At 70.6% G+C, this 18,261-nt stretch carries 21 protein-coding genes and 1 pseudogene; 21 read left to right on the top strand and 1 reads right to left on the bottom strand.

The features are described 5' to 3' along the window. Positions 1-9: 9 nt before the first annotated feature. The 20 genes and pseudogenes from AB0I23_RS27300 to AB0I23_RS27205 form a co-directional block, all read left to right on the top strand. Positions 10-2,148, top strand: coding sequence for a DUF2637 domain-containing protein (locus tag AB0I23_RS27300; protein ID WP_359113121.1), 2,139 nt, complete (start codon positions 10-12; stop codon positions 2,146-2,148). A gap of 247 nt (positions 2,149-2,395) precedes the next feature. Continuing rightward, positions 2,396-2,875: a hypothetical protein gene (locus AB0I23_RS27295; protein ID WP_267010122.1), complete on the top strand. Its 480-nt coding sequence runs from the start codon at positions 2,396-2,398 to the stop codon at positions 2,873-2,875. Then, positions 2,872-3,180 (top strand): hypothetical protein, encoded by a 309-nt coding sequence (locus AB0I23_RS27290; RefSeq protein WP_267010123.1) that lies wholly within the window; start codon positions 2,872-2,874, stop codon positions 3,178-3,180. The genes AB0I23_RS27295 and AB0I23_RS27290 overlap by 4 nt, the downstream gene beginning before the upstream one ends. Before the next feature lie 127 nt (positions 3,181-3,307). Next, a complete protein-coding gene (locus AB0I23_RS27285; protein WP_359113119.1) occupies positions 3,308-5,383 on the top strand; it encodes an ATP/GTP-binding protein in 2,076 nt (691 codons plus the stop codon). A 23-nt stretch (positions 5,384-5,406) separates the two neighbouring features. Further along, positions 5,407-5,823 (top strand): conjugal transfer protein TraB, encoded by a 417-nt coding sequence (locus tag AB0I23_RS27280; RefSeq protein ID WP_267010125.1) that lies wholly within the window; start codon positions 5,407-5,409, stop codon positions 5,821-5,823. Between the two features lie 81 nt (positions 5,824-5,904). After that, a complete protein-coding gene (locus tag AB0I23_RS27275) occupies positions 5,905-8,067 on the top strand; it encodes a chromosome segregation protein ParM (protein ID WP_359113118.1) in 2,163 nt (720 codons plus the stop codon). A 173-nt stretch (positions 8,068-8,240) separates the two neighbouring features. Beyond that, positions 8,241-8,774, top strand: a complete 534-nt coding sequence (locus AB0I23_RS27270) for a DUF6197 family protein (RefSeq protein ID WP_331718436.1) — start codon at positions 8,241-8,243, stop codon at positions 8,772-8,774. A gap of 139 nt (positions 8,775-8,913) precedes the next feature. Further along, complete coding sequence (locus tag AB0I23_RS27265) at positions 8,914-9,357, top strand: RRQRL motif-containing zinc-binding protein (protein WP_359113116.1); 444 nt, start codon at positions 8,914-8,916, stop codon at positions 9,355-9,357. 241 nt (positions 9,358-9,598) lie between these two features. After that, positions 9,599-10,093, top strand: a complete 495-nt coding sequence (locus AB0I23_RS27260; RefSeq protein ID WP_331718438.1) for a hypothetical protein — start codon at positions 9,599-9,601, stop codon at positions 10,091-10,093. Beyond that, positions 10,093-10,368: a hypothetical protein gene (locus AB0I23_RS27255; RefSeq protein WP_359113114.1), complete on the top strand. Its 276-nt coding sequence runs from the start codon at positions 10,093-10,095 to the stop codon at positions 10,366-10,368. Before AB0I23_RS27260 ends, AB0I23_RS27255 begins: the two co-directional genes overlap by 1 nt. A gap of 91 nt (positions 10,369-10,459) precedes the next feature. After that, the gene (locus tag AB0I23_RS27250; protein ID WP_331718440.1) at positions 10,460-10,738 is read left to right on the top strand and encodes a hypothetical protein; all 279 of its coding nucleotides are present in this window, start codon (positions 10,460-10,462) and stop codon (positions 10,736-10,738) included. Continuing rightward, positions 10,735-11,223 (top strand): hypothetical protein, encoded by a 489-nt coding sequence (locus tag AB0I23_RS27245; RefSeq protein ID WP_331718441.1) that lies wholly within the window; start codon positions 10,735-10,737, stop codon positions 11,221-11,223. The genes AB0I23_RS27250 and AB0I23_RS27245 overlap by 4 nt, the downstream gene beginning before the upstream one ends. Continuing rightward, positions 11,220-11,507 carry a WhiB family transcriptional regulator gene (locus AB0I23_RS27240; protein ID WP_359113111.1) on the top strand — a complete coding sequence of 96 codons (288 nt, stop codon included), beginning with the start codon at positions 11,220-11,222 and terminating at the stop codon, positions 11,505-11,507. The genes AB0I23_RS27245 and AB0I23_RS27240 overlap by 4 nt, the downstream gene beginning before the upstream one ends. Before the next feature lie 95 nt (positions 11,508-11,602). Next, positions 11,603-12,118, top strand: a complete 516-nt coding sequence (locus AB0I23_RS27235) for a hypothetical protein (protein ID WP_331718443.1) — start codon at positions 11,603-11,605, stop codon at positions 12,116-12,118. Positions 12,119-12,120: 2 nt separating this feature from the next. Further along, positions 12,121-12,615 (top strand): hypothetical protein, encoded by a 495-nt coding sequence (locus AB0I23_RS27230; protein ID WP_359113109.1) that lies wholly within the window; start codon positions 12,121-12,123, stop codon positions 12,613-12,615. Continuing rightward, positions 12,615-12,854 (top strand): hypothetical protein, encoded by a 240-nt coding sequence (locus AB0I23_RS27225; RefSeq protein WP_331718444.1) that lies wholly within the window; start codon positions 12,615-12,617, stop codon positions 12,852-12,854. Before AB0I23_RS27230 ends, AB0I23_RS27225 begins: the two co-directional genes overlap by 1 nt. A gap of 16 nt (positions 12,855-12,870) precedes the next feature. Then, the gene (dnaN, locus tag AB0I23_RS27220) at positions 12,871-14,007 is read left to right on the top strand and encodes a DNA polymerase III subunit beta (protein ID WP_359113108.1); all 1,137 of its coding nucleotides are present in this window, start codon (positions 12,871-12,873) and stop codon (positions 14,005-14,007) included. Positions 14,008-14,102: 95 nt separating this feature from the next. Continuing rightward, positions 14,103-14,789, top strand: a complete 687-nt coding sequence (locus AB0I23_RS27215; protein ID WP_359113106.1) for a hypothetical protein — start codon at positions 14,103-14,105, stop codon at positions 14,787-14,789. Between the two features lie 79 nt (positions 14,790-14,868). After that, positions 14,869-15,183 (top strand): hypothetical protein, encoded by a 315-nt coding sequence (locus AB0I23_RS27210; RefSeq protein ID WP_359113104.1) that lies wholly within the window; start codon positions 14,869-14,871, stop codon positions 15,181-15,183. Positions 15,184-15,281: 98 nt separating this feature from the next. Then, a pseudogene (locus AB0I23_RS27205) lies at positions 15,282-15,620 on the top strand (RapZ C-terminal domain-containing protein); the annotation flags it as partial. Positions 15,621-16,288: 668 nt separating this feature from the next. Here the strand turns inward: AB0I23_RS27205 and AB0I23_RS27200 are convergent. Next, complete coding sequence (locus AB0I23_RS27200; RefSeq protein WP_359113102.1) at positions 16,289-16,582, bottom strand: hypothetical protein; 294 nt, start codon at positions 16,580-16,582, stop codon at positions 16,289-16,291. 134 nt (positions 16,583-16,716) lie between these two features. Between AB0I23_RS27200 and AB0I23_RS27195 the strand changes: the two genes are divergently transcribed. Then, the gene (locus tag AB0I23_RS27195) at positions 16,717-18,114 is read left to right on the top strand and encodes a hypothetical protein (protein ID WP_359113100.1); all 1,398 of its coding nucleotides are present in this window, start codon (positions 16,717-16,719) and stop codon (positions 18,112-18,114) included. Positions 18,115-18,261: the final 147 nt, after the last annotated feature.

Below are 18,261 nucleotides of genomic sequence, written 5' to 3'. Positions count from 1 at the left end.
GGACACCCCGTGGCCCCCAACACCGCCACCCGCGGCAGGCGCCAGGCCGCCCCGGCTACGAAGCCCCGCAACGCCAGGCGCGCCAAGGCGTCGACCCCGCCGGCCGCCATCCCCGCCCAGACCACCGCCCCCGAGAACATCGCGCCGCTGGTGGTGTACCCAGAGGCCGACCCGATACTGGCAGACGCCGCCGACCGCGCCGCCGACCTACGGGACCAGGCCGCCGACGACGTCGCCCGTATCCTCGCCGACGGCGAGACTCGCGCCGCCGAACTCCTGGACGGCGCGCGCACCGAGGCAGCCTCGATCACCGAGGCGGCATCGACCGAGCAGACCCGCATCCTGGACGGCGCCCGGCAGGACGCCGACCAGATCCGCACGAAAGCCGCGACGACCGTGGCCGCCGACGCGGACCAGGTCCGGGCCGACGTCGAAGCGAAGGCGGAGCAACTGCTCGCCGACGCGCGCCGTGAGGCAGACACCGTGACGACAACGGCGACCGGCGCGGCCGACCAGGTCCTCGCCGACGCCCGCCGCCAGGCGGAGGAAGTCACCACCACGGCGGCCGCGAAGGCCGACGAAGTCCGGACCGAGGCCGCGCAGGCCGCCGCGAAGACCGTGGCCGACGCCGAAGCCACACGCACCGAGCTGCTCGCCAGCGCGGAGCGCACCGCGGCTGAGACCCGCACCCGCGCGACCACCGACGCCGAGCAGCTCCTGGAGCGGGCACGGGATGAGGCAGGCCGGATGCGTGAGAGCGCGGACGGCCAGGCCGCGCAGGTGCGGGCCGGAGCTGAGAAGGTGGCCGCCGGCCTTCGACAGGACGCCGACCGCGCCCTGGACGACGCCCGCACTTCCGCTGAGGAGCTGCGGGCCGCCGTCGACAAGGACGTCGCCCGGCTGCGCGAGCAGGCCGAAGCCGACGCGAAGACGGCCCGGGAGGCGGCGGCCAAGGCCACGGCCGACCAGGCCGCCGCCGCCCAGGCCCGAGCCGACGGCGAACGCGTCCTGGAGGCGGCGACGCAGCGCACCGTGCAGCGGGCCAGGCGCCGGGAAATCCGGGCCGAGTCGCGCGCCGCCCGCCGCAAGGCACGCAATGACGCCCGGCCCACCGGTGGGGTTCCGCCGCTGTCCGGGCAGGAGTTGGTGGGCGTGGTCGCGATCGTGCTGGCCGCCGCGACCGTCTCCACCCTCGGTTTGCTCTCCTCCTACACCGCGCTGGAGACCAAGGCAGTTGGGTGGGGCTGGGAGTGGCCGTGGCTGCTGCCGGTCGGCATCGACGTCGCGATCCCGGCCTTCACCGGCGCCAGCCTGGTCCTGATCCGAATGGGCATGGAGCTCCGCTGGATCCGCTGGGTGCCGAGGGCGCTGACGGCGGTGACCGTCTACCTGAACTGGAACGCCTCGGACAGCACGTCGGGGCGTCTGGGGCACGCCGCCCTCACGCTGCTGTGGGTGATCTTCTCGGAGATCGCCTCCCACGTGTACGCCACGAGGATCGGCGCGGTCACCGGCAAGCAGCGGATGGAGACGGTGCGCCGCTCCCGCTGGCTGCTCGCCCCGATCCCCACCGCTCGCCTCCGTCGCCGGATGATCCTGTGGGAGATCACCTCCTACGAGGAGGCGCTCACCCGCCTTCAGGAGCAGACCTACCTGCGAGCGCAGCTCAAGGAGACGTACGGCTGGCTGTGGCGCTGGAAGGCTCCGCTGGACCAGCGGATGGCGCTCAAGCTCGACACCGCGCCCGCCGCGCTCGCCGACACGCTCGCCCCCGAGGACGCTCACATCATCGAGCGCGTGGAGGAATCCGAGCACGCTCACTCCGACACGAGCGCGCTCAACTCGGGCGAGACGCGGGGTGAGCGCGAGCGCTCGGCGCTCACCCCCGGCGCTCGCGAGGGTGAGCGCACCACGGAGGACATCGACGCTCAGGGAGCGGAGAGCAACAGGAAGCGCAGTGAGACCGAGGCGCTTACCGAGCGCCGCCACGCTCGCATCCGACTCCTCTACACCGAGCTCGGGCGCCGTCCAGAGGCGACCGAGATCCGCGACGCGCTCACCGAGGCGGGCCTGTCCGATAAGCCGGTCTCCCGCCCTACCGCTCAGCGGCTGCGCGCTCAGGTCGAAGAGGCCGCACCGAGCGCGTGAATGAGCGCTCGGTGAGCGCCTGAGCGCTCACCCCGCTCGCAGAACCCTGCCGCTCATGGTCGCCACCGGTCCGCGCTCGCACACCGAGCGCGGACCGGTGACGGCCACGGCCGGCAGGCCGGTCGCCACGCCCGCCCCGAGCGCGGTGAGGCGAGCGCACCACCCAAGGCCTTGCCGAACGGTTGAGGCCCCGCCCTGTCTCATCCCATCCCCCCCCGGGCCCGCCCGGAGAAGGAGAAACCCTGCCGTGAACAGCAACGACCCCAATCACGCAGCACCTCTGCGCGACGTGGCGCAGAGCCCGGAGGCAACCGCCCGGTACCTGGCCGACGTTCAGCGGTTCTTGCTGGACATCGGCAAGAACCTGGAGACCCTCGCCCTGGAGACCCGCGTCCACTGCCGCGACACCCACGTGGAGGGCGACCGGTTCTTCGACGCCTGGCTGCGCGCGCAGCCCGTGGAAAGGGCCCTCAAGGACGTGCTCAAGAACGTCCAGGCTGTCACCAAGGGCCTGGAAAAGAGCGCATTCAAGCGCCGCGCCCACGATGAGGCGGTCGCGAATACCGTCAAGAAGAGGAAGGAAAAGGAGCTGGAAAAGAAGCGGAAGAGCGCCCCGCCGCTCCAGGCCGCCCCGCAGAATCCGTCACAGCAGGGTGCGCAGAGCCAGAATTCCGGCTATGGTGGTCCCACGTCGATTTACGACCTGGGTAACAGGGAGTCGGCGTGACCCGCCCCCTCAGCAGCGCAGAACGCTCCGCCGAACGGCGCCAGAACTGGCTGAAGGAAGAGGCGGATAAAGCCCGCGAATCTCGCGGCGAGCAGGGGCAGATGGAATTCTGGCTCCGCCTCGCACGATCCCGAATCGCCAAGGACGTCAAAGCCGGTCGCGGTGACGTCTACGTCGGATTCGCGCTCATCTGCCGCCTGTTCATCACCGCGATGGACAAGCGTGCGGAGGGCGACGGACGGATCTGGAGCGACCTCCTGCAGTACGCGGAGCAGGTCGTGGCGAAGCACCCCCCGCGTCACTGAACGTCACCAGTGAAGGCCCCGCCGGGCTCCGGCGGGGCCTCGCGCGTGTAAAGCGTGCACACGTGCACGTGCACACGCGTGCGCACAAGACCCCACGCTCTGTCAAGACCCTGAAGGGAGGTACATCGTGTCCGACGTGGACGACCCGAACGGGATCCTGGTCCGCGGCCCCTGGAGCGGTGAATCCTCGTACGTGCCACCGCCGATGCCGGATTACGCCGACACCATTCCGGACCCGGAGGATATTTCCGAGGCTCCGCCGGAATCTCCGGAAGAGACGACGATGCAACTGCCGCAGATTCCGACCGCACCGGATCCCGAAATGGCGCTGCGTTCGGACGGAATTACGGCACCGGAAACCGGAGAAGACGAGGGCGAATACGAGGACGGCGAATATGTTCAGCCTCGTTCTCTCGCTGACCGTCTCGGTGACTGGCTGGAACTCCGGATCGAAATGGCGCGGGCCCGCCATGAAGGCGAAAGTCCTTTCCGTGAGGCGGAAATAGCGCGGAAGGCGGCGCTGTTGGAGGGTCGCACTGCGCAAGAAGTCGCGATGATGGAGCAGAACGGAAAGCTCCACGCCGCGATGATGAAAGCGAAGGGCGACAAGGCGGCAGCGCGCGGAAAGGCTGACGCCGACCGCATGAAGTCCACCGGTTCCGGCCTGGGCGCGGACAAGGGCCGCTCGAAGGCCGGCGGGGGTGGCGGCGGTCCGTCGCGAAGCAACTCCGGGCAGGGACCGAACCGGCCCGGGCCCTCACGCGGAAACGGCAACTCCAGCGGCTCCGGGGGGCGTTCGGGGTCCGGGCAGTCCGGCGGAGGCGGCAAGGGCGGCGCGAAGGGCCCTGACCGGTCCTCTGGCGGCCGTAAAGCCGGTTCCGGGCGCGACGGGTCCTCCGGGGGTTCGAAGGGCTCGCACGCGGGCTCTGGCAGCGGCAGCTCGAAGGGTGACAGCGGCCGGGCGCAGCACGGCCCGGCATCCAACGCCCGTGCCGAGCGGACCCGCGGCCGCCAGGAGCGGCGCACCGCGGGACATGCCGCGGGTGTCGCCGATCGGACGAAGAACCGCGACCAGGCCCGCGACAACCGGCAGAGGGACTGGGAGGAGCGCCGCGCGAAGAAGGCCGAACGGGACGCGGCGAGGAAGTCGAAGCGGGAAACCGAGGCATCGGCGGAACCCGGCCGAACCACCCTGGGCGCTGCCGTCTCGGAGGAGGCCCGGCGGCGATGGGACAAGCGTCGCGCCGACGAGAGGGACGGCAAGGCTGGCGCGGAGAAGGTGAGCCTGTCCAAGGACAAGGAGGCTAAGGAGAAGGGCGCCGACGGCAAGGACGACAAGGCCACCAAGGACGGCTCTGACGGCCCGTCTAGCGCCGGAAAGGGCGGCGCCGCGTCCGACGAACCAGGCAAGGCGTCCAAGACTGGTGACGAGCCGTCTGACGGGTCGAAGAAGCGCCGACGGTTCCGGCGCCGACGCACCAGCAGCACGGGCCGGGCCGGATGGTGGGGCCGTCGTACCGGTCGCGCCGGGCGGCGGGGCCGGTCGTCGGACAGCCCGTTCGGGCCGGACGACTCCGCCCCGAACGTCGAGTGGCCCGACCGGTCCACACGCACCTCACGCCCCGCTGGCGGCGAGGAGGACATCGATGACGCGGTCATCGTCCCTGACGGCCCGGCGTCCGTGACGACCGGAGCCAAGGGCTTGCCGCCCGCGCCTGAGCCGCACACCCAGCGGCCTGGCACCAGCCGACCCGCCACCACGGAAGGGAGCAGCGTGAGCAGCGCGGAGGTCAACAGGCCGTCCGGGCAGGGTGGCTTGGCCGCCCAGCACCGCACGGACATCACGTTCGACGAGTACCTGATGGAGATGGCGAAGATCGCCGTCCAGGCCGCCTCCGACCAGGAGCGGGCGGAAGCCCTGATGGAGGCGCTCGGCAAGGTCGCCGACGCCCTGCGGGACATGGCAGCCGACCTGGTCGGCGACCACAACATCAGCACCGAGGTCACCGAGCTGATCTCGGACCTCGCCGACGCCGCCGGCCGCATGAAGCAGCAAGCCGAACGGTGCGCCGAGCAGTGCGGGATCGCGAAGGAGGCCGCCAGGCTCGCGGCCGCCGAGGTCGCCCGCGTCTACGGCCAGGACATGGACGCCAAGGAAGACGCGGGTCTGAAGTTCACGTCGGCCGGCGCCCACCACGACTAGGAAGCAGGAAGGGCCACCCCCTGATGAGTGATCTCGTACCCCGTTCCGCCGGTGCGGCGCCCGCACCGGCCGACGGTGACAACCGCTACAAGGCCGTCCAGACCAAGCTGCACAAGCTCGGCGCTGCCCTGGACGACGCCACGCTCGAGCTCGAGGGGCTGCGGCGCAGCATGCAGTCCAACGCCTCCCGCAGCGAGGACGCCGCCCGCGACATCGAGGCCGCCGAGTTGGACGCCAAGTTCGTGGAGGTGACCAATTTGGTGTCGGTCGCCCTGGGTGGCGCCGCGGTCGAGGTCCGCAAGATGCACGGCACGGCGCAGGAGACCGCCGACCTCGCCCATGAGGCCAAGCGCACCCACTCCAAGCTGTACGGCGCGCTGGACGACATCCGCTCCAACCGGCGTGAGAAAACCCCCAGGCCGGCCTTCTTCAACCGCTGATCCCTCCCCACCCACTCACCCCGCCACGGGCGGCCCCGCACACCGCAGGGCCGCCCGTGCCCGTTCCCGAAGGAGACACCGGTGACCACGCCGCGCAGTGTCGCGCTCGAACGCCTCGCCTACACCCTCGCCGCGCCTGTGCTGGCCGTGGCCCCCAACGTCTATCCCGACAGCCCCGTCAACCAGGTCGTCCAGCTGGCCGGCGCCGCCGGAATCGGCGGATGGATCCTGGCCGCCAAGAGCGACGAGGCCGGTACCGGACGCAAGATCCTGCGCTGGGCCCCGCTGGTCCTGGCCGCCGCCATCGACGTCACCGCCAGGCACACGCCCGGCTGGGGCCCCTGGTGGATGGACGGACTGCTCACCGCCGCATGGACAGCAGCCGGCTTCACCGTGCTGCCGTTCTCCCGGCACGCCCGACGCCACCACCGTCCTGCCGTCGCGGCCCCGGCCCCGGCCACGCAGCTCAGGCCCGCCCCGGCCCCGGAGCCATCCCCGGCACAACCGGACGACGGCGCAGACCTGCTCACCCGCGAAGCGCGGATGCTGTGGGAGCGCGCCGGGATGCCCGCCCGCACCCACATCGTCAAAGCCACCCGGCACCCCGGCATGCGCAACGACATGACGATCCTGCTGCGCGCCTCGGAGACCGGACGGCCGATCACCGGCCTCACTGAGGCCGCCGTCGCCGCACCGTTCGGCGTGCCCTCCAGCGACGTGGTCCTCGCGGACGTCGCGATCCAGCCCGGCCGGCAAGGCGGGCCGGGATGGCTGGAGGCCCGCATCACCCCCGACGCCAACCAGCGCCGCCGCACCAAGCCGACCGACCAGGAGCGCTGGACGGACCGGGTCGGCGGCCCCAAGGGCGGCGCCCCCGGCTCCGTCCTGGTCCACCGCACCCGCGACGACGAACGCGGCGTGACGTTCTACCGGGCGAAGATGGCCGACTCCACCGAGAGCCCGCGCATCGACCTGGCCAAGGTCTGCCGCGGCCTGAGCCTGCCCGAGGACGACTCCTGCGTGTTCGTCCTCATCGATGGCAACGAGTTCCTCATCAGCGCGTTCGACGAACCGCCGCTGAGCGCGATCTTCCTTGCCACCCGGGAGCTGCTGACCCCGGACGCCAACGGCATGTACGTGTGCGGGTTCACCATCACCGGCCAGCCGGTGAAGAACATGGTCTTCCAGCACGACAAGAACGCCGCAGCTCACGGCCTCATCCTCGGCGTGAGCCGCAGTGGGAAGACGCAGTTCTTCGCGATCAACATGGCGGCGGAGTCGCTGGCCGGCGCGGTGGTGTGGCTGTCGACCGTCCGCAAGGACGAGAAGACGACCACGCTGGGCCAGTACATCGACCGGCAGGGCTCCACGGCGCTGTGGATGGCCCGGCAGCTGCGTGCGGCGAAGGCGTTGTGCGAGATCAGGGCGGAGATGCCCTGGCCGCATGACGGCAAGCCGCACGACTACAAGCCGGGGGACTCGCGTTGCCCGTACCGGCTGCTGTCGGTGTACGCGGATGAGTTCATGACCGCCGCGCAGGACGCCCTGTTCGGTGAGGACATCCAGACCAACGGCGACGACCTCACGGTCACCGGCCTGAAGTACGGCATCGGCTTCAAGCCCGCCGGCCAGTCCCCGTTCGCACACAACGGGTTCTCCACCGAGATGAAGGACAACCTGCGGCAGAACAGCCGCCCGGTGATCTTCAACATGGGCTCGCCCGGCGCCACCCGCAAAGCTGCGGAGGGCACCATGGAGAACGCCTACGACGTGCCGACCATCCCGGCCCGCTACTCCCGCCAGGAAGGCTCCGCGATCGAGCGCGCCATGCGAGGCGAGGCCGACCCGGAGAACGGCGTCTCCACCGGCGGCGTCGCCGTCATCGTCCTCGACAACGGCCGCGCCGTACTCATGCGGGCGCTGTACGCGGACTTCGACACCGACCTGTCCAACCTGTTCCCCAACGACGTCAACAGGCTCACCGACTACGAAATCAGCGAGCTGGAGAAGCGCGGCTTGTGGGGCGACTGGAACCGCGAGCCCGACCCCGGCGAGTTCTGGCCCGAGCCCGCCGAGGACGACGACGGCGACGACGACGGCCGGTCCCGCCGACGCAGCGGCGGAAGCGGAGGCAAGGTCGACGGCGGCAAGCGCGGCACCAAGTCCGACACCCGCCGTGCCGAGCCCCAGGTCACCTCACCCCGGCAGGCGTTGGAGGCCATCAAGAGCCTCAACAACGCCTGACCCCCCCCGCACCCCATCACCCGGGGCCAACCAGCCCGAGCACGGCGGGCCCCACCCGACCCTGCGAAGGAGGAACCCAGCGCCTTCTCCCCTCCCCCTGCTGCACGACGCCGAAGGGCGCCGCCGAGAACGACCCCGGCGGCGCCCTTCGACGTTCCTCGCCTGGAGCCCCAATGCCTCACGCAATAGACCACCTCACCCCGACCACCCCGGCCGCCGCCCCGCCGGCGGAACTGTCCCTCGAGGACCGCCTCACCCTCATCGACGCGGCGATGACCGTACGGCTGGACGAAGCCAAGGTCGCCTACGAGGTCAACACCGCCCACATCCCCACCGAGCCCGTCGACCTGGCGGACGTCATCACCGGCCCCCTCGCCACGGCGACCGTTCCGCTGCCGGACCTGTACCCGACGCCGGTCGCAGCCCTCCTACAGCGCGCCCACCACCGCCTTGTCACCGGCGGCTGGTGCAGCGGCGCCCTGGTCGACGCGGAAGGCGCCCGCTGCATGTTCGGAGCCATCCGGGCCGAAGCCCGCGGTGACGCGGGGCTGGAAAGCAGTGCCGTCTCCGTGGTCATGGACGCGATCCACCGCAAATTCGGCGACGTCGATTCCGTACCCGGCTTCAACGACGCTTTCGCCAGCGGACGTACCCCGATCCGCATGGTCGACCAGGCCGCCGGCCTCGCCGACGCCCGCGGCCTCTAGCCCCGCCCGTCCGAGCCCCCTGCCCCGTGCCCGAACCGCCCCGGATCGGGCACGGGACAGGCCACCCGGCCAACGCACCACTGTCCACCACCACTTGGTTCGTGGCGCGAATCGCAACGGTTCGACTGGGAGGTCGTCCATGCGCATAGAGGATCTCGACCCGACAAGCGAGCACCATCGCAACTGCCCCAGCACGGCCGCGGAGGAGCAGACCGTACGGGACGTCGATCTGTACGCCCTTCCCCCGTCTGGTGCCATTCCCGAGTTCGGCTTCAAGCGGGCTCCCAAGGGACTCGCGACCCGCCGGCAGCTCAGGGCGATGAACCTGAGCCCGGGAGGGCACGACCCCGTCGCGCAACTCACCTGGCGCAACAAGAAGCGCAGGGCGTGGCTGTACCGGATCGACCTGGCGAAGCCCAAGCGAGTGCCGACACTCGCGCAGGAATGGGCGCTGGACCAAGCGATGGCCGCCCGGCAGTCGTGCCCGGTCTGCCGGGTCCGATTCGACATCTGTCTCCCTCTCAAAACTCTCGGGTCCTGCTTCGGCTGCTCGGCTGAAGCCAAGTCGTCACGGGCCACCTGACCTGCGCATCCCCCCGCGCCGCCAGCGTGGCACCGGCTCCGGCCCGCGCCGCCGCGCCAGCTGGTGTCGCGGCTCATCTGACGGCCCTGTGTGCCGCCCCAACCCCGTCCCGGGGCTGGGGCGATGCACAGGACCGGACAGCCCGGCTCCGCACCACGAAACGCTGCCCCGGCCACCGAGGCCGCGCAGCGCGGAGAACCGGACAGTCGGCCCGCAACTGCTACCCGAAACGGAGCACTTCGTGACCCCGACCACCACCCTGACCCACCCGGCGCCCGCGGCCCCCACCGACCGCAGCGACCTGGTCCACGACATCCGCCTGCGCACCGCCGCAGGCACCGGGAACCCGGCGCAGGACGTGCCGCAGCTGCTCGCTCAGATCGAGCTGCTGCAGCAGCGCCTCGCGGCCGCCGAGGCCGTCCTCCCCGGCATCACCCAGCTCACCCCCGGCGAACCGGTCGAGCTGACCATCTACCGCGCCGAGTACGAGGAGGGGCAGCTGCCGCTGGGCCTCTACACCAACCGCGACGCCGCCCGCGCCCATGGCGAGGACCTCATCACCCGCGAAGGCACCCCCGACGGGACGACCCTCACCTGGACCACCGACTTCGACGACGACGAAGCGATCGAGGAGCTGACGGTGGTCGGCCCCGCCGGCGATGAGTGCAGCCCGACCGGCTACCTCGTCACCCCGCTCACCCTGACCGCCGTGTACGACCCGGAGGCCGAGGAGTGATGGGGGGTCCGCGCACGGTGTGGGAGATCGACGTCCCCATAGAGCACCGGCTGGACAAGTCCCGCGAGGGGCACCACGTCTTCACCGGCCTCGCCGAGAACGCCGGCGAAGCCGTCGCCGCCGCCCTGCGCGCCTGCCAGATCGCCCGGCTGCACGCCATGTCCGGCCGGCCGATCCCCGTCGGGAGCAGCCGCGTCGACTGGTCCGCCCGAGGACTGCGGTCCGGCTGGGTCCTCCGGTGGGACCGCGCCGAAATGAAGCAGATCGTCCGTTGACTACGCCCCGGGGCGGCCGCACAAGGCCTGAGAAACCGCCGGCCGCCCCGGGCCCCTCACCCCGCACCAGCGGAGAAGGAGAAACCCCATCATGCACGCCCTGAGCGACCGGCCGAAGCCCCAGCAGCGCACCGTCGCCGCGATCATGCGGGCCATCGCATCCCGCAACCCCAGCTTCGCGCCTGAGTCCGTCTGCGAGCGCGAGCAGTGCTTCGTCGCGTGGGCCGGTGAAGAGGCCGACTGCTGGAACTGCGGCATGCCCGCCACCATCCGCCCCGATCGGCGCGGCTCCGCACTCCAGCGGCTCCTGACCGCCGTCGACGCCCACGCCGTCCGTTCCCCCAGCCCCCGGAAGGCGGCCCTGGCATGAGCACCCTGAAGGCCCTCACCGACCTCATCGGCGCCCAGGCCCTGGGCGACCACCTGACCGCCGCCGTCCAGGACCTCATCGACCGCGAGCACCTCGAGCGCGCCGAGGCCTACCGGCAGATCACCGACGCAGCCGACGCCGGCGACCCAGCCGTCCTCGCCGCCACCCGCCAGACCTGGGTCCGCCGCCCCGACGTCGACCCCGAAGAGGCCCCCGTCAGGCGCCTGTACATCCTGGAGCGCACCGGAACCGGGATCTTCGTCGCCTACATCGACATTGACGCGGCCACCGACGCCACCGACGCCGGGCAGGCCTGCGCGCTGCCCCGCAGGGACCTGTGGCACAACAACCACACCGCAGGCGCCGAGTTCGGCGTCGAGCTGCTGGACCTGTACCAGCTGGAGGGGTGGCAGCCGTTCGAGTTCCTCCTGCCGACCGTCGGCCACATCAGCAAGGTCCGGCCGCAGAGGGAGCGGAAGTCATGACCACCGCCCCGGCCCGCCCGGCCGCATTCCCCCGCTTCACCGGCACCGAGCCCTGCCGGGCCCCCGACACCGACCCCGACTGGTGGAGCAGCAGCAACTCCAACGACCGGGCCGCCGCGCAACTGGCGTGCCGCCGCTGCCCCCTCGCCACGTTCGAACGCTGCCTGGCCTGGGCCATCGACCACCCGACCGCCGCAGGCAACGCCATCTGGGCTGGCACCAACCGCAGTCAGCGCGCCCAGCTGCGCCGTGAACTCACCACCGTCGCGAAGGAGCAGAAGTGAACGACGCCAACCGCGCCGTCATGGTCAAGATGGTCACGGACGCCTGGAACAAGCGTCGCCCGGCCGTACCCGTGCAGCGTCGGGCCAGGTAGCCGATGGTCGCCTTACCGGCTGACGTGCCGGCCGGTGAACTGCTTGCCGGTACGGGGCGGGTCACCCTGCTCCGTACCGGCGGCGGTGCCGGCTTCGGCGCCTACGCACTGCTCTACACCACCCGGTCGGTGCCCGGCGGGGGAGTGGAAGCGATCATTGCCGCCGCCCGCCCCGAGGACACCGACCCACGGTGGGGACTGAACCGCGCCCAGCGGTACGGGCCGCAGACCAGCGAGAAGCGGTCGCTGATGCGGTGGGCCGCCGCCCTGGACTACGAGAAACGCAAGTCCGAAACCCAGGCCGCCTACGACTACCGGCTGGCCGAGCGCCTGGTCCGCACCGCGCACACCGGCCGCATCATTCCGCCGCCCGGATCGGTCGACCTCCCCCTCGCGAACTGGGAGATCACCACCGAGCACGTCATTCCGCTCGTCACGAAGCAGTCCTCGGCCGGATACGCCGGCCACACCGTCGCCCGGATCGGCCGCCTGGTCGCCGTCGAACCGAAGGAGGACTGACGATGCCGATCCGCCCCGAGAACAAAGACCGATACCCCGACGACTGGCCGGCCATCTCCCGCGCGGCGAAACAGGCCGCGGCCTGGCGATGTGCCTGCACCGGTCAGTGCGGCCGCGGCACTCATGCCGGGCGCTGCCCCAACCGGCACGGCCGGCCCGCCTATGGCACCGGCACGACGGTCATCCTGACCACCGCCCATCTCAACCACCAGCCCGAGGACGTCCGTCCGGAGAACCTCGTCGTGATGTGCCAGGGCTGTCACCTCCACCATGACCGGGCCCACCACCGTGTCACCGCCGCGCTGACCCGCGCGGCCGGTCTGGCCGCCGCCGGCCAGCTCGCCTTCGACGCGGTCGCGATCGTGGCAGTTCCGGTCGAGCCGGTTCTGCCGCCCGCGCTTCCGGCCGTGACCGCCCCCGCCTGCGACGAGCCGCTGCCCTGGTTCCCGCAGCCCGCTCCCACCCCATCCTCAGTGACCTCGGAGGTGCATTCCTGATGGCCCGCATCGCCGCCACGATCAAGCCCGTCCACGCCGACGGATCCGTCTGCCCCCACAAGCTCACCAGCGCCGGAAAGCCGAAGGAAGCCGGCTGCGCCGGCCGTCACGGCTATACGGCGACCTGCTCCGCCTGCCCCTGGACCGATACGAGCCCGGTCAGGGCCGCACTGGAGTACGTGCGCGACACGCACCTGCGCAGCCACCTCACCCAGCCCGCCGCCCCCGCGTCCGTCTGAGAAAGAAGGACTGCCCATGAAGCTCCGCCTCGAACTCGGCCCGTTCGCCGCCGCCGTCGCCGACGCGGCCCGCGCCCTGCCTGCCCGGCCGCCCGCCCCCGTCCTCGCCGCGCTCAGGCTGGATGCCGCCGCCGGGCAACTGACGGTCGCGGCCTTCGACTACGAGGTATCGGCCCAGGCCACCCTCGCGGCTGACATCACCAAAGCCGGCAGCGTTCTGGTCCCCGGCCGCCTGCTGTCCGACATCACCCGCACCGTCAAAGGCAAGAACCCGGTCGACCTCGAACTCGTCGGCCCGCGTCTGGTTCTGACCTCCGGCAGCATCCGCTACACCCTGCACACCCTGCCGCTGGAGGAGTACCCGAGCCTGCCCAAGCTCGGCGACGCCTCCGGCACCGTCACCGGCAGCGAGCTCGGCCAGGCCGTCGCCCAGGTTGCCGTTGCCGCCGGCCACGACGACACCCTGCCCATCCTGACCGGCATCCACCTCACCACTACCGACGGCAAACTCACCCTGGCAGCCACCGACCGCTACCGCTTCGCCGTCCGAACCATCGACTTCACGTCCACCAGCGGCATCGCCGACGGACAGGCTGTCGTCCCGGCGAAGGCCCTCCTCGACTCCGCCAAGATGCTCGCCGGCGCCGGGCAGATTGACCTTGCCCTGCCCACCAGCCAGGGCGTCCTCGGCATGGCCGGCCCCTCCCGCAGCACCACCATGCGCGCACTGGAAGGCCAGCTGCCCAACTACAAGAGCTTGTGGCCCACCGACTTCACCGCCACCGCCGTTGTGGACCGCGACGAGCTGACCGCGGCGGTCAAGCGCGTCGCCCTCGTCGCCGACCGCAGCACCCCCGTCCAGCTCCACTTCGCCCAGGATGCGCTCACGCTGACGGCCGGCAGCGGCGATGACGCCCAGGCCCGCGACCGGGTCGACGCCGCCTTCGACACCGAGACCGGCGCACCCCTCACCGTCGCCTTCAACCCCACCTTCCTGCTGGACGGCCTCGGCGCCATCGACGTCGACGCCGTCAAGTTCAGCATCGTCGCCCCGACCAAGCCCGCCGTGATCACCGGCGTCGGCAAGGACGGCAAAGACCTGGGCGAAGGCGCCCTCGAGTACCTGCTCATGCCGGTCCGACTCCCTAACTGACCCGCCCCCGGGGCGGCCGCCAGGTCACCAACTTCGTCGGCCGCCCCCCCCGGGCTTCCCGCCACAGCACCATCCAGAAGACAGGACAACCGCCCGTGACCATCACCGCCTCCGCGCCGGCCGCCGACCCGGCCCAGCCCGCCTACACCCCGACCCCGTCCATCCCACGCCTGCTGACCGAGCTGGTGGCCGAAGAGTTCTTCACCCGATACGCCACCATCCGTGGCGACGCCGAGGCCTTCCACCCCGACTACACCACCGACCGCAAACGCACCGCGCTGCTCCTGCGCGCCGTCATCGCCGACCTTGTCGCCCTCGCCGACCCCGCCGATACCCACCACGCCGCCCAGGCCGCGGCCGCCGTCAATGCCCTGCGACGCGCCGACTGGCAGATGCCCCTGCCTGCCCATGCCGCCCGGGTCTGGCTGCGCGACCAGTACCAGCAGCACACCGAGGACGACAGCCCTCACCCGCCGAACTGCCCCGGCGGCTGCCGCGGATCCGGAGAAGTCCTGGAGCCGGTCATCTGGCAGAACGACGGCGCCCCCGTCCACGCCGAACCCGTCGCCTGCCTGCGCGGCGAGGACGATGACCCGCACGCCGAGGACTGCACCCGCTGCCACGGCATCGGAAAGAAGTACGACGCCGAGCGCGGCGAATACACCGTCTGCGACACCTACACCCCCGATCCCGCATACGAGCCTGCCCCCGCACCGGCCCACCACGGCGACCCGTTCAGTAGCGCACCGGCCGCCGGCTACGCCGACGAGCCTCCCTTCTAGGCGCCGACAGCCCCCGCACCACGGCGACTGCTGGGCCGGCCGCCACCGGCCGGCCCGGCACCCGAGCCCGGAGAAGCCGATGAGCCTCGAGCCCCGCACCGTGTACGTCGTCGGGTGCGACACCTGCGGCGCCACCTACTACGCCCCGTGCGCCGACAGCGAAGACGACGAATACGAACTCACCCTTCCCACCTGCCAGCTCGACCCGACCTGGGCCCGACGCATGACCGCCGACGGATGGATCGCCACCCGCCGCCACATTTGCCCCTCCTGCGTGCGCACCAAGGGCGACGCCCTCCTTGAGCACCTGGAGCTCGAGCGCACCAACCTCACGCTCTTCGACATCCCCATTCACCGGCCCCACCCCGCCCCGGAAGCAGAGGACCCGACATGACGCACGAGAAGCACCTGCGCGACCAATACGCCGCCGCGCTCGTCGCACACACCAATCGCATCACCGACGGCCACACCGCGGCCGCCGTCCTTGACTCCCTGCCGCTGACCACCGCCGGCCCTGACCGTCCCAAAGTCGTCTGCCTGTGCGGCTCCACCCGATTCTGGGCCGAGCTCGCCGAGGCCAACCTGCGCGAGACCGCAGCCGGCCGCATCGTCCTCGCCCCCGGATGCGACATGAAGAATCCGCACCCGCTGTGGGCCGACCCGCGGCGCGCCGAAGAGTTGAAGCAGCAGCTCGACGTGCTGCACCGATGGAAGATCCGCGCTAGTGATGAGGTTTTGGTCGTCAATACCGGCGGATACGTTGGCGACTCCACCCGCGCTGAGATCGCTTACGCCCACAGCCTCGGCCGCCCCGTCCGCTACACCGACCCGCTCGGCCACGCCGTCGTCCTGACGCGCCCCGGTCTCTCCCCGATCCGGATCGGCCCCTACGAACAGCAGCGTCAGGCCGAAGAGATGGCTGCCGGCCTGCGCGCCCAGATGTATAACACCCAGCACGTCGAAGGAACCGTCATCGGTGTTGACGGCTACCGCCCCGAGCTCGAGCACCTGGACCCACGCGTCCCGGCCGAGCCGTACGCGCTCGCCGAGGCGATGGGCGACATCGAGGGTGGCGACGGCACCGGCCGCAACTTCCCCGACCTGTTCGTCCGGCTGGTCGCCCAAGAGGGCCCGACCCGCGCGCACGAGGTATGGGGGCAGGCCTCCAACGCCTACGACTACCTGCGGCGCGGCCCGGACGGAGACCAGTAGCACCCATCCAGGTTCGGCCGGCACCCCTGCGGTGCCGGCCGTGTCCCGCACGGAGCCTGACCGGATGGCTCGGTGTTATGGATCGCCGGCAGCTACTGGTCGCGCTGGAACCCGCGCGGCCGCCGTCGTTGTCGATGCTTGGCCGGCGAACAGGAACCGGCCCAGGACGTCACCGATGTCCTGGGCCGAGGGACTGCGCCATCACTGATCCGCGCACCGGCCACCAGGGCCCTGTCCGTCCCGAATCTCGGGAACGGACAGGGCCCTTTTTGTGTCTCGGTCCCCGGTCAACTCCACGCCGTCGAGGGCGTCGCCGCGACCACCGAGGGCTCCATCGGGTTGATCGGCGCCCAGTCCTGCAGCGCCAGACCAGCCTCGGTTCGTGCCTTGAGCCTGGCACGTACCTCCAGCTCTGTGCCCGGCAGACTGCCGGGCATCTGGCCGGTGGCCATCACGATGATCCAAGTTTCTACCGGGATGAGAACTTGACCGTTGCACCAGGCGGGCAGGGCCACAAGCGTCGTGCGTTGGCCAGCGCGGACCACGGTTGCACGCGTCGTGCTGAGCGGCGACTGACTCACCCGATACCCCTTTGCGTCGTTCTGTGTGGGGGCGGAATGATCATCCCGTACATCGGCCGTTCTGACCAGACTGCGCGGAGTGCTACGTCCTGGTGCCACTGCCGGATTCCCCCGGTTTCTGCAACCATCTGTCAATGGTCGACAGCAGAGATCGTTCGGCGCTGCGCACACTGGTCGGCGAGGCCGTCGCGCGTCTTGGCAGCCTGACGCACAGCGAACTGAACCCGGCTTTCGAACAGTTGGGCATGCCGCCGGTCCCTGAGGACGCCGGAACCAAGCGCGAACGGATCGAGCTGAGCTTCCGCCAGGTATCCGACGCTGAGCTGCCGCAGGTCACGCGCCACTTCGTGGAACAGAGTCCCGTAGATATGAGTCCATCGATCCTCTACCGGCTCGAGGACCTGCTGTGGGAAGAGGACGCACCGCCCGAGATACCCAAGAAGGCCCGCCGTGAGTTGGCGCGCGCCCTCGACCTGACGGAGCTGACCCAGTACCCCGACCGATTCATGCAGTTGCTTGACCACCTCTGGATAACCGAGGAGCCGGGCATCTCCCTCGATCACCTACTGAACGGGATGCGGCAGGTGACACTGACGGACCGCATCAAGCGGCACGTCTTTCGCAACCCCGGGGACTGGTCAGCAGAAGACCTTTTCGAGAACCTCCGCGCGTTCGACGCCGGGGACGCCAGGTTCGCCCGCTTTCTGGAGGGCCTGGTATCAGGAGACGTCCTCCTTGATGAGCACCTCCAGCAGACGACCGTCAGCACGATCAACGGTCATCTCCAGGCTGCCGGGATCGAACTGCAGCACACCGGCAGTGATGGCGGCTATCCCGTGTTCACGCTGCTGTCGACGCGGCTGCAGGGAAATCGGCGACCGAAGAACATCATCTTTGCCTCCCTGACCAAACCGGACATCCGCTTCCAGTCCTCGTTGGACAACGACATCGAGATCGTCGGAGGGCGCCCAGACGCCACCCTTGTCTATGACCGGGAGATCCCCACCGCGGGCCTGCGGTGGCGTGACCTGCATAGCTGGTGGCAGGCCACCCGCAAGTTCAGCAATGAGAAGGACGCCAGGGTGGATCTCTACCAACGTCTCCTCAAGAGCCTGCCGACCAGATCGCCTGGCCAGATAAACCTATTCAAGGCCTACCACACGGCACTCTCGCCTTCCGTGGATCATCCCGCTCTCCTGCCCGAAGTGTGGCTGCACTGGGACCCCAAGACCGTCAAGGAGCGCGGCCCCGAGGCGTTGCTGCGCTCACGCATGGATTTCCTCCTGCTGCTGCCTCACGGACAGCGCGTCGTCCTGGAGGTCGACGGGTCCCAGCACTACACGCGCGACCGCGGCCAAATTCCGGACACCGGCAAGTACGCGGAGATGGTTGCCGCCGACCGTGACCTCAAGCTCAGGGGATACGAGGTGTTCCGCTTCGGCCACGATGAGCTCGCGCATCTTCCTGACGCCGAAGCCCTTCTGGGGCAGTTCCTGCCGGACATGTTCCGCCGTTTCAGGGTGAGCAGCTGACGTTCTGAGTACCTGCGATCAGTGCGATCCTGGGTGGGGCTGCCCGGCGCGCGTCCGTCCTCGAAGCCGGCCTGCCGGGCAGCCTTTGCTGGACCGTCCACGGTGGTCCGGCTGCACGCGGTTGTCTCGGCCACTCATCCGTGAGGC

Origin of the sequence: Streptomyces atratus (assembly GCF_040655115.1) — a bacterium.
Taxonomy (GTDB): Bacteria; Actinomycetota; Actinomycetes; order Streptomycetales; family Streptomycetaceae; genus Streptomyces; species Streptomyces atratus_D.
The sequence above is the reverse complement of the archived record's forward strand: the minus strand, read 5'-3'. Positions and strand labels throughout refer to the sequence as shown.

Bases quoted from the DNA above. Each gene is read 5' to 3' on its own strand.
- AB0I23_RS27240 (WP_359113111.1), top strand. From the start codon at position 11,220: ATGACCACCGCCCCGGCCCGCCCGGCCGCATTCCCCCGCTTCACCGGC.
- AB0I23_RS27235 (WP_331718443.1), top strand. From the start codon at position 11,603: ATGGTCGCCTTACCGGCTGACGTGCCGGCCGGTGAACTGCTTGCCGGT.
- AB0I23_RS27280 (WP_267010125.1), top strand. From the start codon at position 5,407: ATGAGTGATCTCGTACCCCGTTCCGCCGGTGCGGCGCCCGCACCGGCC.
- AB0I23_RS27225 (WP_331718444.1), top strand. From the start codon at position 12,615: ATGGCCCGCATCGCCGCCACGATCAAGCCCGTCCACGCCGACGGATCC.
- AB0I23_RS27230 (WP_359113109.1), top strand. From the start codon at position 12,121: ATGCCGATCCGCCCCGAGAACAAAGACCGATACCCCGACGACTGGCCG.
- AB0I23_RS27250 (WP_331718440.1), top strand. From the start codon at position 10,460: ATGCACGCCCTGAGCGACCGGCCGAAGCCCCAGCAGCGCACCGTCGCC.
- AB0I23_RS27255 (WP_359113114.1), top strand. From the start codon at position 10,093: ATGGGGGGTCCGCGCACGGTGTGGGAGATCGACGTCCCCATAGAGCAC.
- AB0I23_RS27245 (WP_331718441.1), top strand. From the start codon at position 10,735: ATGAGCACCCTGAAGGCCCTCACCGACCTCATCGGCGCCCAGGCCCTG.
- AB0I23_RS27265 (WP_359113116.1), top strand. From the start codon at position 8,914: ATGCGCATAGAGGATCTCGACCCGACAAGCGAGCACCATCGCAACTGC.
- AB0I23_RS27195 (WP_359113100.1), top strand. From the start codon at position 16,717: ATGGTCGACAGCAGAGATCGTTCGGCGCTGCGCACACTGGTCGGCGAG.
- AB0I23_RS27210 (WP_359113104.1), top strand. From the start codon at position 14,869: ATGAGCCTCGAGCCCCGCACCGTGTACGTCGTCGGGTGCGACACCTGC.
- AB0I23_RS27270 (WP_331718436.1), top strand. From the start codon at position 8,241: ATGCCTCACGCAATAGACCACCTCACCCCGACCACCCCGGCCGCCGCC.
- dnaN (WP_359113108.1), top strand. From the start codon at position 12,871: ATGAAGCTCCGCCTCGAACTCGGCCCGTTCGCCGCCGCCGTCGCCGAC.